Source organism: Kitasatospora sp. NPDC041917 (assembly GCF_055589745.1).
In genome coordinates this window covers 1-15,670 of sequence record NZ_JBVJBI010000079.1, presented here as the reverse complement: position 1 = coordinate 15,670, position 15,670 = coordinate 1, and the positions used below count along the sequence as shown (strand labels likewise).

Annotated in this window: 12 protein-coding genes and 1 pseudogene; 8 read left to right on the top strand and 5 right to left on the bottom strand. The window is 72.1% G+C overall.

Translation table 11 applies throughout. From position 1 onward, the window contains the following. From ACZ6EM_RS39855 to ACZ6EM_RS39835, 5 genes and pseudogenes are all read left to right on the top strand, one after another. Positions 1–95 (top strand): annotated as a pseudogene (locus tag ACZ6EM_RS39855) (NmrA family transcriptional regulator); the annotation flags it as partial. Between the two features lie 82 nt (positions 96–177). After that, a complete protein-coding gene (locus ACZ6EM_RS39850) occupies positions 178–825 on the top strand; it encodes a hemerythrin domain-containing protein (protein WP_387690349.1) in 648 nt (215 codons plus the stop codon). Between the two features lie 266 nt (positions 826–1,091). Further along, the gene (locus ACZ6EM_RS39845; RefSeq protein ID WP_401047895.1) at positions 1,092–1,607 is read left to right on the top strand and encodes an anthrone oxygenase family protein; all 516 of its coding nucleotides are present in this window, start codon (positions 1,092–1,094) and stop codon (positions 1,605–1,607) included. 289 nt (positions 1,608–1,896) lie between these two features. Beyond that, positions 1,897–2,280 (top strand): hypothetical protein, encoded by a 384-nt coding sequence (locus ACZ6EM_RS39840; protein ID WP_359915173.1) that lies wholly within the window; start codon positions 1,897–1,899, stop codon positions 2,278–2,280. 295 nt (positions 2,281–2,575) lie between these two features. Beyond that, complete coding sequence (locus ACZ6EM_RS39835) at positions 2,576–4,972, top strand: lamin tail domain-containing protein (RefSeq protein ID WP_465774618.1); 2,397 nt, start codon at positions 2,576–2,578, stop codon at positions 4,970–4,972. Positions 4,973–5,042: 70 nt separating this feature from the next. Here ACZ6EM_RS39835 and ACZ6EM_RS39830 read toward each other — a convergent pair whose 3' ends face one another. The 4 genes from ACZ6EM_RS39830 to ACZ6EM_RS39815 all read right to left on the bottom strand — a co-directional run bounded on the left by ACZ6EM_RS39830 (position 5,043) and on the right by ACZ6EM_RS39815 (position 8,656). Then, positions 5,043–5,645, bottom strand: a complete 603-nt coding sequence (locus ACZ6EM_RS39830) for a hypothetical protein (protein ID WP_401047890.1) — start codon at positions 5,643–5,645, stop codon at positions 5,043–5,045. A gap of 258 nt (positions 5,646–5,903) precedes the next feature. After that, positions 5,904–7,211, bottom strand: a complete 1,308-nt coding sequence (locus ACZ6EM_RS39825; RefSeq protein ID WP_452178947.1) for a M64 family metallopeptidase — start codon at positions 7,209–7,211, stop codon at positions 5,904–5,906. A gap of 68 nt (positions 7,212–7,279) precedes the next feature. Next, positions 7,280–7,468 (bottom strand): hypothetical protein, encoded by a 189-nt coding sequence (locus ACZ6EM_RS39820; protein WP_465774617.1) that lies wholly within the window; start codon positions 7,466–7,468, stop codon positions 7,280–7,282. A gap of 33 nt (positions 7,469–7,501) precedes the next feature. Beyond that, the gene (locus ACZ6EM_RS39815; protein WP_465774616.1) at positions 7,502–8,656 is read right to left on the bottom strand and encodes a serine hydrolase domain-containing protein; all 1,155 of its coding nucleotides are present in this window, start codon (positions 8,654–8,656) and stop codon (positions 7,502–7,504) included. A gap of 194 nt (positions 8,657–8,850) precedes the next feature. On the opposite strand from ACZ6EM_RS39815, the gene ACZ6EM_RS39810 reads away from it, so the two are divergent. Together ACZ6EM_RS39810 and ACZ6EM_RS39805 are read left to right on the top strand one after the other, a co-directional pair. Next, positions 8,851–10,020, top strand: coding sequence for a sensor histidine kinase (locus ACZ6EM_RS39810; protein ID WP_465774615.1), 1,170 nt, complete (start codon positions 8,851–8,853; stop codon positions 10,018–10,020). After that, positions 10,008–10,652 carry a response regulator transcription factor gene (locus ACZ6EM_RS39805; protein ID WP_401048798.1) on the top strand — a complete coding sequence of 215 codons (645 nt, stop codon included), beginning with the start codon at positions 10,008–10,010 and terminating at the stop codon, positions 10,650–10,652. The genes ACZ6EM_RS39810 and ACZ6EM_RS39805 overlap by 13 nt, the downstream gene beginning before the upstream one ends. Positions 10,653–10,800: 148 nt before the next feature. Here the strand turns inward: ACZ6EM_RS39805 and ACZ6EM_RS39800 are convergent, their stop codons facing one another. Then, a complete protein-coding gene (locus tag ACZ6EM_RS39800; RefSeq protein ID WP_465774614.1) occupies positions 10,801–13,392 on the bottom strand; it encodes a collagenase in 2,592 nt (863 codons plus the stop codon). A gap of 779 nt (positions 13,393–14,171) precedes the next feature. Here ACZ6EM_RS39800 and ACZ6EM_RS39795 point away from each other — a divergent pair. After that, positions 14,172–14,747: a hypothetical protein gene (locus ACZ6EM_RS39795; RefSeq protein ID WP_465774613.1), complete on the top strand. Its 576-nt coding sequence runs from the start codon at positions 14,172–14,174 to the stop codon at positions 14,745–14,747. The last annotated feature ends 923 nt before the right edge of the window (positions 14,748–15,670 follow it).

Genomic DNA, 15,670 nt, shown 5'->3' with positions numbered 1-15,670 from the left:
TGGGCGACGGTGTGCGGCGTGCGCTGGGGCGTGAGCCGCGGGACTTCGCCGACTACGCCCGCGAGGCCGCCGCCTCCGGCGTGTGGAACGCGTGAGCCGACCCGTCCGGGCGGCTCCGACCGGCCGCCTGCGGGCGGGCGTTGGTCGATAATCCGAACGGACTCTGGAGGTCTGGTCATGACGGACGGTACGACGATCTGGTCGACCGAGCACGGGCTCCGCGCCCTGCCCGAGCAGCTCAAGGGCTTCGGCCTGATGCACGTGGCGATGCGCCGGGACGCGGCACGGCTGACCGCCGTGGCGCAGCGCGGCGCGGCGGGCTCCTCCGCGGCGCTCGCGGAGTGGTTCGGGCGGCTGCGCTCGGTGATCGACTGGCACCACCACAGCGAGGACGAGATCCTCTGGCCGTACCTGCGCGGCCGGGTGGCGGGCTTCGACGGCAGCGGGGTCCTGGAGGAGGACCACGAGGCGCTGGACGCCTCGATGCGGCGGGTGGCCGGGGTGCTGGGCTCCGGCCTGCGGGCCGAACTCCCCGAGGCGGCCCGGGCGTTCGAGAGCCTGGTGCGCGAGCACCTGCGGCACGAGGAGCCGGTGGTCTTCCCGGCACTGGCCGGCCTGTCGGTGGACGAGTACCTGCGGGTCGAGCGCCGGATCATCGGGAGCGCGCCGACCCAGGTGATGACCTACCTCCAGCCCTGGATGTTCGACGGCGCGGACGCGGCCTCGGTCCGGGCGGTCTCGGCGACCATCCCGGCCCCGGTGCGGTTGCTCGGTCGGACGGTCCTGGACCGGCGGTACCGGCGCGGCCTGGACCCGGTGCTCTGAGGAGGCCGGGAACCTCGCCCCTCGGCCCCGGGCGCGGCACCGCGGCACGCGGCACGTGCCCTGCCGGGGAACGGGGTTCCGGTTGTCGCGGTTTCGTTGCGCGGCTCGCCGCACGGTGGGCGGTGTCGAGTGTTCCACGTTCGCCGGCGCCGCACTGCGCGGAGCCGGAAGAGTGAGAGGGTCCTGAGATGCGTTCGGATCAGACCGCGGTTCCGCTGTCGTACACGGCGCCGTCTGCCATCGGGGGTGCGGGGGTGGGGAGTTCCGTGCAGAGCGTCGGACAGAGCCGGGCCGCGGGTCCGCTGCTGGCGGGTGCCACCGTCGCGATGGGCCTGATGGCCGGGCTGTTCTTCGCCTTCGACGTGTCGGTGATGCCGGGCCTGGCGGCCGGGGACGACCGTACCTACGTGACGGCGATGCAGCACATCAACAAGTCGATCGAGAACGGGCTGTTCGGCCTGGTCTTCGTCGGCGCCTTCGCGGCGACCGGCCTGGCGGCCTGGCTGCTGCACAAGGCCGGCCGGCGCCGGGCGGCGCTGTGGGCGGCCCTGGCGACGGCGCTGTACGTGGTGGCGCTGATCGTCACCATGGGCGTCAACATCCCGCTCAACAACGAGCTGGCGGCGGCCGGCGACCCGTCGCAGATCCACGACTTCGCCGCCGTGCGGGCCAGGTTCGCGGACAGTTGGGTGCCGGCGAACATGCTCCGCACGGCGCTCTGCACGGGCGGGCTGCTCGCCCTGACCCGCTCCCTGGTGCTGCACGGCCGCGGCGCCCGCTGAGCCCCGCCCGTCCCGCGTACCGCCGCTGTGCCCGTCCGCCTCGTGCGGGCGGGCACACGCGCGTTCCCGGGCCGTGCGTCCGCCCCTGCCCACGGGCCGTCGGACCCGGTAGGTGCGCGGGGGCGTGCGCCGGTGCGCCGGGTCGGTGCGTTCTCCCAATTCACTTGGTGAGACCCCGAGTTGGCGAACCGGCCGGATGTGGTGGAGCATAGGCCGGGCCCGGTCTGTTGCGGTGCGCTTGCGCCGCGGCCGAGGCGCCGTTCGACTGCTGGGGGAGGAGGCGGTTCCGGTGAATCCGGCGGAACGTCCGTTTCTGGTCCGGGGGAAGGCGGTCCCCCTGGCCAGATACCTGGCGGAGGCGGACATCGAGGGCCTGGTGGCCTGCTCGTGCATCGGGAACGAAGTCAGCATCGACCTCGCGGACACCAGGATCCTGGTGAGCCTGGTCGACGTCGCCGACGTGGTGCGGCTCAACTTCGACATGGTCCAGGACGGCCCGGCCAAGCCCCGCTCCTGGTCGCGCCGGCTGCCCGCCGGCACCGGCCCGCGCGAGATCGCGTCCCGGATAGCGCTGGACGTGCGGGCCCTGGAACGCGAACTCGCGCCGCTGCGGCTGCGCCCGCCCCGGGCGACGCCGACGGTGACGCCGCCGCGGCAACACCGTCCGGGCTGACCACCCGGCGGGCGGGAACCGGCCCGGGTCCGGCGGCGGAGGCGCTGCCGGGCCCGGGCTCCGCGCTGTCCCGGTCGGGCCGGCGGCCCCATGGGGAGCGGAAGTCGCCTCCGGCCATCCGGAGTTCGCCCTCCCACTTGTCGCGCGTAGAAACGTTCTTCCGCCGTACGTCTGGCCGTTGCCCGATGCGCCCGGTAGGGATCTGGTGGCGCTGTTAGAACCGCAGCGCCCGACCTTTCTTGTCCGTGGTCACACCGCCGGGCCGCGAGCCCGGACGGTGGTCAGGAGGAGCCTCATGCGGAGCACCTTGAATCCCCGGATCACCCCGAGAGCGGCGCGAGTGCGGCGCCGGACGCCGGCGGCGGTCTCCGCCGCGGCCGTCGTGGCGGCGCTGGCGGCGCTGCCCGGCGGCGTTGCGCAGGCGGCGTCGCCCGACATCGTGATCAGCCAGGTGTACGGCGGTGGCGGCAACTCCGGTGCCCCGTACGCCAACGACTTCGTCGAGCTGTACAACCGCGGCACCACGCCGGTGTCGGTCACCGGCTGGACGGTGCAGTACGCCTCGGCGACCGGGTCCAGCTGGTCGCGGACCACCCTCTCCGGGACGATCGCGCCCGGCCACTACTTCCTCGTCCAGGAGGCCGCCGGGGCCGGCACCGGCGCCGCGCTGCCGACGGCGGACGCCACCGGCACGATCGCGATGTCCGCGACCTCCGGCAAGATCGCCCTCGTCACCAACGGCACGGCGCTGACCTGCTCCACCGGCTGCGCGACCCAGTCCGGGGTGAAGGACTTCGTCGGCTACGGCAGCGGCGCCGGTTCCGCCGAGGGCTCGCCGACCGGCAACCTGTCGAACGGCACCGCGGCCCTGCGCGCGGGCGGCGGCGCCACCGACACCGACAACAACGCGACGGACTTCGTGATCGGCTCGCCCGCGCCGCGCAACTCCTCCACCGGCGGGGGCGGAAACCCCGGCGGCACCCGCATCCACGACATCCAGGGCGCCGCCCGGGTCTCCCCGCTGGCCGGCAGCGCGGTCAGCGCCGTGCCCGGCGTGGTGACGGCCGTCGGCCCCAACGGCTTCTGGTACCAGGACCCGCAGCCCGACAACGACCCCGGCACCAGCGAGGGCGTCTACGTCTACACCTCCGGCGCGCCCTCGGTCGCGGTCGGGGACTCGGTCACGGTGAGTGCCACCGTCAGCCAGTTCCGCCCGGGCGGCACCGGCGGCACCACCAACCTGTCGATCACCGAACTGACCGCGCCCGCCGTCACGGTGGTCGCCCACAACGCGCCGCTGCCCGCCGCCACCCTGGTCGGCCAGGGCGGGCGGGTGCCCCCGTCCGCGGTCATCTCCGGCGTCACCTCCGGCGACGTCGAGACCGCGGGGAACTACCAGCCCGCCACCGACGGCCTGGACTTCTGGGAGTCCCTGGAGGGCATGCGGGTCGAGATCGACGACGCGGCCGTGGTCGGCCCCACCAACAAGTACGGCGAGCTCTCCGTCGTCCCGCAGGGCAGCGGCACCCGCACCAACCGGGGCGGCATCCTGCTGCAGGCGAACGACGGCAACCCGGAGCGGGTCGTCCTCGGGAAGGCGCTCGCCCCCACCCCGACCGCCAACGTCGGCGACACCCTGACCGGCGCCACCGTCGGCGTGCTCGACTACGCCTTCGGCAACTTCACCCTCCAGGTCACCGCGACCCCGACGGTCACTGCCGGCACCACCGCCCCCGAGGTCACCGCCGCGCCGACGGCCGGCCAGCTCGCCGTCGCGACCTTCAACGTGGAGAACCTCGCCCCGTCCGACCCGCAGAGCAAGTTCGACGGCCTCGCGGCGGGCATCGTCACCAACCTGCGCTCGCCCGACCTGGTCGCCCTGGAGGAGATCCAGGACAACAGCGGCGCCACCAGCGACGGCACGGTGAGCGCCACCCAGACCCTGGCCAAGCTCACCGCGGCCGTCACCGCGGCCGGCGGCCCCTCCTACTCCTACCGCGAGATCGACCCGGTGGACGGCCAGGACGGCGGGCAGCCCGGCGGCAACATCCGCCAGGTGTTCCTGTACCGCACCGACCGCGGCCTCTCCTTCACCGACCGCCCCGGCGCCGGCTCCACCACCGCCGACTCCGTGGTGAACGCGGGCGGCACGCCGCAGCTGGCCTACTCGCCCGGACGGATCGACCCGGCCAACGCGGCGTTCAACTCCAGCCGCAAGCCGCTGGCCGGAGAGTTCCGCTGGAACGGCAAGCCGGTCTTCGTGATCGCCAACCACTTCAACTCCAAGGGCGGCGACCAGCCCCTCTTCGGCCGCTACCAGCAGCCGGCCCGCCCCTCGGAGAGCCAGCGCCACGACCAGGCGACCGTGGTGAAGGACTTCACCGACCGGATCCTGGCCGTGGACCCGAAGGCCTCGGTCATCGTGCTCGGCGACCTCAACGACTTCGAGTTCTCCCAGACCGCCGACATCCTCACCGCCGGCGGCTCGCTCACCGACCTGCCGCGCACCCTGCCGCTGCCCGAGCGCTACACCTACGTGTACGAGGGCAACTCGCAGGTGCTGGACCACATCCTGATCTCCGGCGCGCTCGCGGCCACCGCGTACAGCTACGACATCGTGCACATCAACAGCGAGTTCAGCACGCAGCTCAGCGACCACGACCCGCAGGTGGTGCGGATCCCGCTGCCGTAGTGGGCCCGACGAACGGTGCCGGTCTCCCCGTGGTTCGGGGAGACCGGCACCGTTCGTCGGGGCGGGAACGCTAGCCGAGCAGCAGGAACTTGGTGGACGGGGTGTTCCGGTAGGTGCTGCAGTCGGTGTTCTGGGTGGTCGTGCTGTACGTGAAGCCGTAGGGGACGTCACAGGCCCAGAGGCCGCTGTACGGCTTGCGGAGGTGGAAGGCGTTGGACTGGCCGCCGCCCGTGGTGAGGTTGCAGGCGGTGCCCCAGACGAGGTAGTCGTAGGTGAACTCCGGGGTGCCCACGCAGGCGACCAGGCCGTCGACCGGCTTGCGCAGGTGGTACTGGTTGGACTGCACGCCGCTGATCTGGCTGCAGGCGAGACCCCAGGTGATGTTGTCGTAGACGAAGCCGGGCGTGCTCCGACAGGCCGTCAGGCCGTCGTAGGGGGTCCGCAGGTGGAACTGCGGCGAGTTCCAGCTGCCGCCGCCGCTGCAGCTGCGGTTCATCGACACCTGGTCGTAGACGTACCCGGCCGGGACCTCGCAGGCCCAGGAGCCGTCGAGGCTGGTGGTGGTGGCCTTCGCGGGGGTCGCGGCGACCGCGCCCGAGAGCAGGAGGGCGAGGGCGGCCAGTGCGGCGAGCAGCAGGCGGGCGAAGCGGGTGTGCGCGTGTGCGGTGGGCATGGTTCTCCCAGGGTCGTGGCCGGAGCCGAGGCTCGGCGCGGGAACAACGGGACATGCGGTACCGTGCGGGCCGGCAAAGGGAGTTGCGGCCCGTCGAAGGTTTTAGCACGGCGTCGTCACGGCCGCCTCACGAACCGCTCGACTCGGGTGGATGTTGTGAAGCCCCGACGGAACCCCGCCCCGGCCCCTTGAGTTCCAGGGGCCGGGGCGGGGTTCCGTCGGGTGCCGGTCCGGTCGAACGGCACGCCAGGACTCGCCTCAGCGCGTGACCACCCAGGACAGGCTCGCGGTCAGCTTCGCGCGCAGCGCCGGGTCCGCGACGGCCGGGGTCGGGTCGGTGGCGACGGCGGTGAGGGTGTGCGGCCGGGAGCGCGGCCCGGTCAGCTTGAGCTCGGCCAGGTCCAGCGCGGTGCGGCCGCTCAGCCGGGGCAGCTCGCGCCCGTCCAGGTACCAACGGAGCCGGGTCGCGGGCACCGGCAGGTCGACGGTGAGGCGGTCCGCGGGGGTGAGCCGGCTGCCGCCGGGGGTGGGGCTGGTGAGCGGGGTGGCGTGGCGGTAGAAGCCCGCGATCATCGCCTCACGCCCGGGCAGGTTGAACTCGCGTCCGAGCGAACGCATGATCGAGTTCTCGGTCGGGCGGTAGAGCCCGGTGGGGTAGTAGCCGCCGCCCTCGTACGTGCCGACCGTGCCGCCGTCCGGCGAGGTCTGCCCCAGCCAGCGTGACCACTTGGTGCCCTGACCGCGCATCCGGTCGGCGGTCAGGGTGCTGATGTTGGCCTCGGCGGGTTCGTCGCCCTGGTACGTCCCCTGGCCGTCGTAGGCGTACTCGTCGGCCAGCTTGCCCAGCGAGTGCCCGGTCTCGTGCACCGCGATCTGCCCGGACTTCGCGTTGCCGCCCGCCACGGTGGCGATGCCCTCGTAGCCGACCGAGGACTTGACGTCGTTGTAGCCGGCGCCGCCGTACTTGGCGGTGTTGGCCACCACGAGCACCAGGTCCGCCTGCGGGGCCTTCGCCGCGTACGACTCGACGGCCTTCTCGTCCACGCAGAGCAGCCGCTCCACGCCGTCGCACCAGAAGTACGAGCCCAGCGCGGTGTGCCGCACCGTCGCCCGGTCCGGGTCCCCGGTCACGCCCGACTCGGGGGAAACGGCGTTCACCGCCCAGACGTTGAACAGTGAGCGGTAGGTGGCGTAGGGCTCGACGGAGGTCATCTCGCGCCACTTCTGGTCCGCGTCCGCACGGAACTTGTCCTGCTCCTGCGCCGTGTACCCGTCGCCGATCACCACCACGTCCAGCTTGGTGGCCGGTTCGCCGTTGTGGACCAGTGCCGTGACCTCGCCGTCCCCCTGTACGGGCGCCACGCCCTGGGGGTGGCCGGCGAGGTAGGGGGAGGCGGCCGGGGCCTGGGCGCGGGAGATGCCGCCGTCCTCGGCGAACACCTCCACCTGACGGGTCGGCGGGGTGCCGTCCGCGGGGCGGCTCCAGGCCGGTGCGGCCCCCAGCACCGTCCCGGCGAGTACGGTGGCGAGCAAGGCGGTGGTGGTCCTGACGGTGGTGCGGTGCACGGGTGTCCTTCCGGAGGTGCGGTCTGTGGCCTGCCCCCTTCCCATGTCGATAACCTGACAATCATTTGTCAGTGCGGGCGGTCGGCCGAGCGATGGAGGTGCTCGCGTCCGTCCGCGTCGGTGAACTCGACCTCGAAGGACAGGCCGGTCTCCGCCAGCGCCGCGAGAAGGACGTCGATCCGGTCGGGGTCCACGAACCCGGTGAACGTCACGGGCTCCAGCGGCAGGAGCTCCAGCTCGGCGAACGCGTTCTCCACAGGGACGCGGGGGACGGGTCCGCGCGGAGGACGTCACCGCCGCTGGGGGCCGCCCGCCTTCGGGCTCGTGCACAGCGCGTCGTCGACCAGCCTGTTCTCCGCCTCCGCCACCCGCAGGACGTCCCCGTCGGTGGCGGCCTGGACGCCCGACAGCGAGACCGTGACGCTGCGCCGGCCGTCGGCGGTGACGCCGGTGGTGCTGATCCACCCGGCGTCACCGCCCTCGTGGCCCCAGTACTCCCCGCCGCAGGACAGCCGACGCGAGAAGATCCCCAGCCCGGCCCGGGCACCCGGCATGAACCGCTCGAACTTCTCGCCGACCTCGACGGTCCGGGTCATCTCCGCCAGCTGCGCCGGTGCCAGGAGCCGGCCGCCGAGCAGGGCGCCGAAGAACCGGTCGAGGTCGGCGGTGGTGGAGAGGAGCCCGGCCTCGCCGTTGGTGCCCGAACCGATCTGCTCGGTGACGTCCACGAACGGCTCGCCGGCCGCGAACCTCTGGTAGGTCTCGGCGTGCGGCCGGGGCAGGGTGGGGGACGTACCCGGGTGGAAGGTGTGATCGAGGCCGAGCGGCCGGACGATCCGGTCCCTGACCTCCTCGTGCCAGGGATGCCCGGTGACCCGCTCGATGATCATCCCGAGCAGGACGTAACCGGTGTTGCTGTAGTTCCAGCCCGTGTCGGGATCGAAGTCCGGGCCGTGGGCCATCGCCCGGGCGACGATCTGCTCGGGTGTGTACGCGTCCAACCGGTGCTGCCGGAAGTCCTCCGCCGAGGTGTAGTCCGGGTAGTCGTCGTGGATGCCGCTGGTGTGCTGGAGCAGCTGGCGGACAGTGATCGCGCGACCGTCGTTGCCGTTTCCGGACACCACGCCGGGCAGCCACCGATCGACCGGGTCGTCCAGGGAGAGCCTGTTCTCTCCGGCGAGCTGCAGGGTCACGGTGGCCACGAACGTCTTGGTGATGCTGGCGATCCTGAAGGAGCCGTTCCGGGGGACCGGCTGGCGTCCGGTCAGATCGGCGACGCCGCCGGCGGCGGTCAGGTTCCGGCCGTCGGAGGTGACCACGCGGGCCTGCACTCCGGTGGCGCCGACCGCGGTGAGCGCGTCGGCGTCGCGCTGGAGCCGGATCCGGAGCCGGTCGTCGTGCTGCGGGGCGGCCGGCGCCGCGGGCGCGCCGGTGGAAAGGGTCACGGCCGCGACGGCGGCCAGCGTGACGTTCCGTCGGACGGATCGGTGGTGTCGTCGCGGGGCACGCATCGGTGAAGTCGTCATGGGCGTTGACGCTAGGTCCGGGAGGGGAGGCCGGACGATACCGCCCACCCGTCACAAAAGAGGGTAGTGGGCTGTAATGCCCGGCCCGGCCCTCATGGTCCAGACTGGTGCGGATGAAGCACCATGGGGCCGGTCGGCTTTCGGAGATGTGGCGCGGTCTGGGCTACCTGTTGGGGAGCCTGTTCACCGCTGCGGTCGCCGTGCTGGCGCTGCCCGTACTCGCCGTCCCGGTCACGGCCCGCTCCTGGGCGTCCTGGCACCGCCGCCGCGCCGACCGGCTGCTGGGCTCTCCGCGCTCCGGCCCGGTCCGGGTCGGCCCGTGGCGACTCCTCGGCTGGCTCTGCGCCTGCACCGTGACCGCCCTGGCGTTCGGCCTCGTCCTGGTGCTGTGCGCGGGCAACGCGGTGACCACGGCCGTCACGGTGCCCCTGTGGTGGGCGCTGCCCGCCGGCACCCGCGCGGGCGGGTTCGCCGCCGGTGTCCCCCTGACCGGGTGGGGCACGGCGCTGACCCTGGGGACCGCACAAGCCGTCGCCTTCGCGGCCCTGACCTACTGGCTGGCTCCCCGGCTGGCCCGCCTGCACGCCCGGACCTGCGTCGCGCTGCTGTCCCCCTCGACCGCCGCACGGCTGGCACAGCGGGTGGAGACACTGACCGAGACGCGGGTGCACGCCATGAACGCGCACGGCGCGGAACTCCGCCGGATCGAACGCGACCTGCACGACGGCACCCAGGCCCGGCTGGTGGCCATCGCGATGCGGCTGGGCGTGGCCCGTGAGCTGCTGAGCGAAGACCCCCGGCTGGTGGCCGGGCTCCTGGAGGAGGCGCACGAGAACACCGAGGAGGCCATGGCGGAGCTGAGGGCGGTGATCCGGACGATCTACCCGCCGATCCTCGCCGACCGCGGCCTCGCCGGGGCGCTGACCGCGCTGGCGTCCCGATCGGCGATCGACACCACCCTCGACATCGGCTCCGGTGGCTCCGGCGACCTCGACACCGTCCCCGCCGCGGTCGAGGCCGTCGCCTACTTCACGATCGCCGAGGCGCTCACCAACGCCGCCAAGCACAGCCGGGCCACCCGGACCGCCGTCCGCGTCGCACGCGACGGCGACCGGCTGGCGATCGAGGTCACCGACGACGGCGTCGGCGGCGCCGACGAGACGCTGGGCACCGGCATCACCGGAATCCGCCACCGCGTCCTGGCGCTCGACGGCACCGTCCACCTCCACAGCCCCGGCGGCGGCCCGACCACGATCACCGTGAGCCTGCCGTGCGCGTCGTGATCGCCGAGGACAACGTCCTGCTGGCCAACGGGCTGGAACTCCTGCTGACCGCGAAGGGCTTCGAGGTCGCCGCGATCACCCCGGACGCCCCGGGCTTCGTCGCTGCCGTCACCGAACACCGCCCGGACGTCGCCATCGTCGACGTACGGCTGCCGCCCGGCTTCCGCGACGAAGGCATCCACGCCGCGATCCGCGCCCGCCGCCTGCACCCCGGCCTGCCCGTGCTCGTCCTCTCCCAGTACGTCGAGCAGCAGTACGCCGGCGAGCTGATCTCCGACGGCCGCGGCGGCGTCGGCTACCTCCTCAAGGACCGGGTGAGCCGGGTGAGCGAGTTCACCGACGCACTGCGGCGGGTCGCCGCCGGCGGCACCGTCATGGACCCCGAGGTGATCGGCCAGCTCCTCACCCGGCCCGCCCGCGACCCGATCGCCGCCCTCACGCCGCGCGAACGCGAAGTCCTCGCCCTGATGGCCGAAGGAAAGGACAACACCACCATCGCCACCCGGCTCGTCATCACCGACAACGCCGTCCACAAGCACATCGGCCACATCTTCGCCAAGCTCGGCCTCTCGCCGGCCGACAGCGGCCACCGCCGCGTCCTCGCCGTCCTCACCTACCTCAGCCGCCGCTGAGGAGCCCGCACGCCCGGCCGGTCGGCCCGCACGCCGTCCCGCCCGTCGGCCCGCCCGTCGGCCCGGTGGATCGCCCATCCGGAACGCCCACGCGGAACGCCCGGCCGGGAAGCCGGCCGAGCGCTCCGCTCAGGTGTGTGGGTCGGGGTCAGAACTGGGTGCTGACCGTGACGCCGCTGAAGTCGGTGACGGCGTACAGGCTGAGGTAGCGGTAGCCGGCGGTGGGGTTGGTGACGGTGAGGGACTGGGTGGTGCCGGTGCCGGTGGAGGAGGCGGTGAAGGCCTTCGGCGAGGCCCAGGTGTCCGCGTTGTAGTAGAGGTGCGCGGTGCCGGTGCCGCCGGAGGTGGTGACCTTCAGCGTGGTCGTTCCGGCCGGCAGGTAGACGTACAGGTAGTCGAGGTTGCCGGCGGTCGCGGCGCGGCCGCCGCGGGAGCAGTTCCGGCCCATCGCGTCGGCGCGCTGCTCGGTGCAGGCCGGCAGGACGACCGGGGCGGCGGTCACGGTGACGGTGGCCGGGGTGGTGGAGATCCGGCCGGTGTCGTCGGTGGTGGTCAGGGCGACGGTGTAGCTGCCGGCCGCCGCGTAGGTGTGGCTCGGGTTGCGCTCGTCCGAGGAGGTGCCGTCGCCGAAGGTCCAGTGCCAGGCGGTGATCCGGCCGGAGCCGGTCTGCACCGACCGGTCGTTCACGCTGACGGTCGCGCCGTTCACCGAGGTGTCGAACAGGGAGGTCGGGCCGGGGTTGTAGCAGGCGCCGCCGGCACAGGCGTCGAGCCAGGCGTCGAAGTCGGCGTCGTAGGAGGTGCCGAGGCTGTTGTAGACCGCGTAGCCGCCGCGGTAGTCACCGACGCGGAACCGGGCCAGCATGGCCTGGACGTCGGCCGGGTGCTTCTCCACCATGTACCGGGTGGCCAGGTAGCCCCACGGGTAGACGCGGGTCGAGTCCGAGTTGCCGGGGGTGCTCTGGAAGAGGGTGCTGAGCTTGTAGGTGTGCTTCGCGGCCTGGGCCATCGCGTCGGTGTCGGTGGCGCCGCGGTAGCTGTGCGAGACGTACTCGGCGAGGCCCTCGACCCACCAGATGTCCGGGACGGACATCTGGGTGGGGTAGTTGCCCTTCAGGTCGTAAATGCTGTCGAGGTAGTGGGTGTACTCGTGGTTGAGGTTCCACACCCGGGCCGGGTCGTTGTTGTTCCAGGTCTTCTGGTACATCACGGTCGCGGCCAGCTTGTTCGGGTCGGTCGCGTCCATGACGGTCTGGCCGCCGTTGTCGGTGTCGTTGCCGAAGATCGCCCACGAGTAGGTGGTGTAGTCGGTCTTGTTGGCGAAGATCCCGAAGGTGACGTTCCTGGCGTACTGGTTCGGGATCGGCCCGTTGTCCTTGACCACGCCGTGGAAGAAGGCGTCCTGGTTGCGCAGGCTGGCGCAGACGGTGGCCAGTTCCTCGGCCGACAGCGCCTGGGCCTGGATGGTCCGGTTGTCGCAGACCAACTGGTGCGGCAGGACCACCGAGGTGAGCTTGGCGGGCAGGTTGCAGATGTCGTAGTACGAGCACTGACCGCTGTTGTAGTACGCGGCCTGGACGGCCGTGTGCACGTACAGCGGCGCCGCCGGCGTCAGCAGCGGCGCGGCGTCCAGCACCTTCCTGACCAGCGGCTTGACCAGGGCCTCGACGGCGGGGCTGCTCCCGGCCATCCGGGCCAGGTCGTTGCCCGCGTTGGTGTCGAGGACCTCGTTGGGCCCGCCGATCAGGTCCTTGTGGTTGATCGCGAAGTCGGCGAGGGAGACGGCGAGGCTCGGGTCGGCGGCGACCGCCTTGACGAAGTCCTGGTTCGAGTTGCCCCGCCAGAGCGGGTACTGCAGCACGGAGTTGACCGCGCCGACCATCTTCGGGACCGCGTTGTAGGAGTTGTTGTAGTCGTCCAGTATCCGCTTGTAGACGCTCAGGTAGCCGGCCTGGACGTTGGCGCTGTCGGTGAGCCACACGACGTCCCTGAGCACGATGCCGTTGCCCTCGGTGACGTCGTGCCAGCGGGCCCCGGCGAAGAACGCGTCCAGGGCGGCCCTGACAGCGGTGGTGAGCTCGCCGGTGTACGGGCCGGCCGCGTCGGGGTAGTAGAACTGGATGTAGTAGCCCACCTGCAGGTAGAGCGCCAGCTGCTGGATGCCGGTCGAGTTGTCGCCGGTGTAGCCGGCCGCCAGGTCCTTGAACGCGGCCGCGACGGACAGCATCCGGGACTGCCGGAAGATGCTCGGGTCGGCGCCACCGCTGCTGTACAGCCCCCGGATGCACTCCGGGGTCGAGCTCTTGATGAACGCGACCAGGTCGGCCCCGGTGCGGGCGGCGAAGTCGGCCGGGGTGCAGGCCTGCGCGGCGGCAGCGGCCGCGTCCGCGCCGGAAATAGCCTGCGGGGCAGGGGACTTGGGGCCGACGGGGGCGGCCGTCGCGGCCGCGGCGGCCGTTGTGGCCGGCCCGCCCATGAGTCGCTCGCCGATCAGCGCCGGGGGCAGCGGGGCCGCGGGCGCGGCGGGCTCCTCGGAGCCCGCCGTCGCGCCGGCGATGGGCGCGGAGGGTGCGGCGGGTGCGTTCGGGTCGGTCGTGGTCGGGGCGGCCGCGGTCAGGGCCGGGGTGGCGGTGACGGCGGCGGGAGCCGCGAAGGCCTGGGCCGGCAGCACGGCGGTGGCCGTGGCACAACAGGCGACGACGCCGGCCGCGAGCGTGGAGAGTCTTGTGCGCAGGAGCACGCCGAGTCCTTCTTCGAGTGGGGGCAGCCCGACGTGGGGTCGGACTGAGTGAAGGAGATGAGGAGATTGGCGTGGATCCTGTCACTGACCGGCCATCAGAACAATGTCACAGTTTATATGGCACACAATTTTCAGCCACCTCGCGCCCACCCCGCCCCGATATGTGGCTGACCTGCGACGGTTGGGGGCCCGGGGCGGCGCGGCGCACGGGCGCCGGAGGCCCGTCGGGTCACGAGTCGGGAGATTTGCCCGAGGCCGCACGGGCCGGCGGGCCACCCGGAGTGGCCGATCTCCGCCCCCGCCCGTAAGCGCGGACCGGGGCCAGGGGGCCGTCCACGATCCACCGCCGCTGCCGCCGGGCCGCGGGCCGTGATCACCACGGCCACGGCCGTGACCGGCCCACCTCGGTGCGGGGCGGGTCGCAGGTCCCTCCACCCCCACTCCGCCCGCTCGGCCGGGCGGCGACACCACCAGAACTCCGTGCGCCACAGCCTGCCGAGCCCGGCGCGAGCCGGTCCCGGCAGTCTCTCCTCCAGCACGTCACGTGCGTGCCTGACGTCCTCGAAGGAACACCCCGGGCGCGAGCAGGACCCGTGAGGGCAGCAACGGGACGACCCCGTCGGCGACGGGTGAAAACGGTCCGGGCACGGATTCTGTGAAGTCGATCGTGCCTCCGTGCGCTGGGTGACGCCCCGTCATGGCCGGGTGGATGCTGACCGCGCGTGAGGAGCCCCTTCTTCTGTTTCCGCAACTCGCAGGGGCGCGGGTCGAGTGCGTGGATGGGCGGTCTCGTCCTCTTCCGCGACAACCGCGCCGGAACCGTGGCCCAGCCGGAGTCGCAGACGATGACCACGGGGGTCACCCGGGAGGCGGGCTCCTCCTTCAGCGCGGCCACGGGCATCACCGTGGGCGCGTCGGTCGGTGTGGAGGCGTCCGCCAAACCGTTCGGCATGGGCGCCGGTGTCACCACCACCGCCTCCGTCTCCGCCTCCATCGAACTGGGCTACGAAACCCGCCGCAACGGGTCGACCATGGCCGAGGAGAGCAAGGAGCGAGGGCTCATCATTCCGCCGCGCAGCACCGACTGCCTGTGGATGGAGCACCACGAACTCACGCCCGTCCGCGCCGACGGCAACACCCTCAGCACCCAGTCGACCCTCGGGTTCCGTACGGACTACTACGTGACCGGCGAGTTCCCCGGCGGATCGGGCGTCATCCCCTTCACCAGCGACGCCTCCGGCGAGCGCACCCCGCTGCCTGCCACGCACCTGCTTCCCGACCGTCCCCGGGCGGACACCGACACGCCACCGCCGGACACCACGGCAGCCAACGGTGAACCGGCCGAAGCGCAGTAGACAAGACCGTCCCACCAGAACGAGGACATCCGGTCGACGGCGTGCCCCTCCCGCAGGTGGCACGCCGGTTCTTCGTCATCACAGGGCGCCGCCGACCTGTTCGATCCCATCGCGGAACGCCTCACGCCGCTCTGTCCGCAGTGGTTCCACGGGCGTCACTCCCGCAGCAGCACGAGCACCTCGCCGCCCGAACCCGCCTCTCACCGTCCGCCACGAAAGCGACCGTGCTGGTCGCAGCCATCAATGAGTAGCTGTGACCAGTACTTTCGAAACAGCCGGTAGTCGCGCTCGATCCGCCAGCGGATCTTGGCGAGGCGGACCAGTTCCTCGGACGGGGTGGCGGGGACAGGTCGGAGACCCAGTAGTGGGTGGGCTCGGCCAGGTGGGGTGGCCGCTGGGCCAGCAGCCAGCACATGGCAGGGTGCCGTCCGCTTCGAGGCATGGGCGGCGTCCGTCCAGGCGGACCCGCAGGACGATGAATTCGGCGGTCAGGCGGTCACGTGAGTCGTGCCGCAGGTGATGGTGCTGCGGCGGCCGGACGTGAGCACTGGGCTCAGACCGGAACCGGCATCTGGGACTTCAAAAGCTGTTAGACGATGTGTTCGTCCATGGCCGCTCTTCCCGTTCGTTTTGGCCGCGTCGGCAGCAGCCCGTCCCGCCGTGGGCAGCAGTTCGCCGCCACGGCTGATGACGCCGCTGAACCGGCCACCTGAACCGGCATCCACTGGCAGTACCTCTGAACGACACCGCCCTGGAGGGATATTCGCCCCCCAGTACTGCTCATGGCAATCCCAGCGACCACACCAACAATGCGACGCTGCAGATCTCAGTGGGCGTTTTGGCATTCCTAATCCCGTAAGTGGCTTATCGTCGTGCTGCATTAATCCGCTATGCCCGATAGGTGAACAACCTCCATCTCCAAA

Excerpts from the sequence above, each read along its gene's own strand:
- ACZ6EM_RS39835 (WP_465774618.1), top strand. The coding sequence starts at position 2,576 with ATGCGGAGCACCTTGAATCCCCGGATCACCCCGAGAGCGGCGCGAGTG.
- ACZ6EM_RS39810 (WP_465774615.1), top strand. The coding sequence starts at position 8,851 with ATGAAGCACCATGGGGCCGGTCGGCTTTCGGAGATGTGGCGCGGTCTG.
- ACZ6EM_RS39795 (WP_465774613.1), top strand. The coding sequence starts at position 14,172 with ATGGGCGGTCTCGTCCTCTTCCGCGACAACCGCGCCGGAACCGTGGCC.
- ACZ6EM_RS39850 (WP_387690349.1), top strand. The coding sequence starts at position 178 with ATGACGGACGGTACGACGATCTGGTCGACCGAGCACGGGCTCCGCGCC.
- ACZ6EM_RS39830 (WP_401047890.1), bottom strand. The coding sequence starts at position 5,645 with ATGCCCACCGCACACGCGCACACCCGCTTCGCCCGCCTGCTGCTCGCC.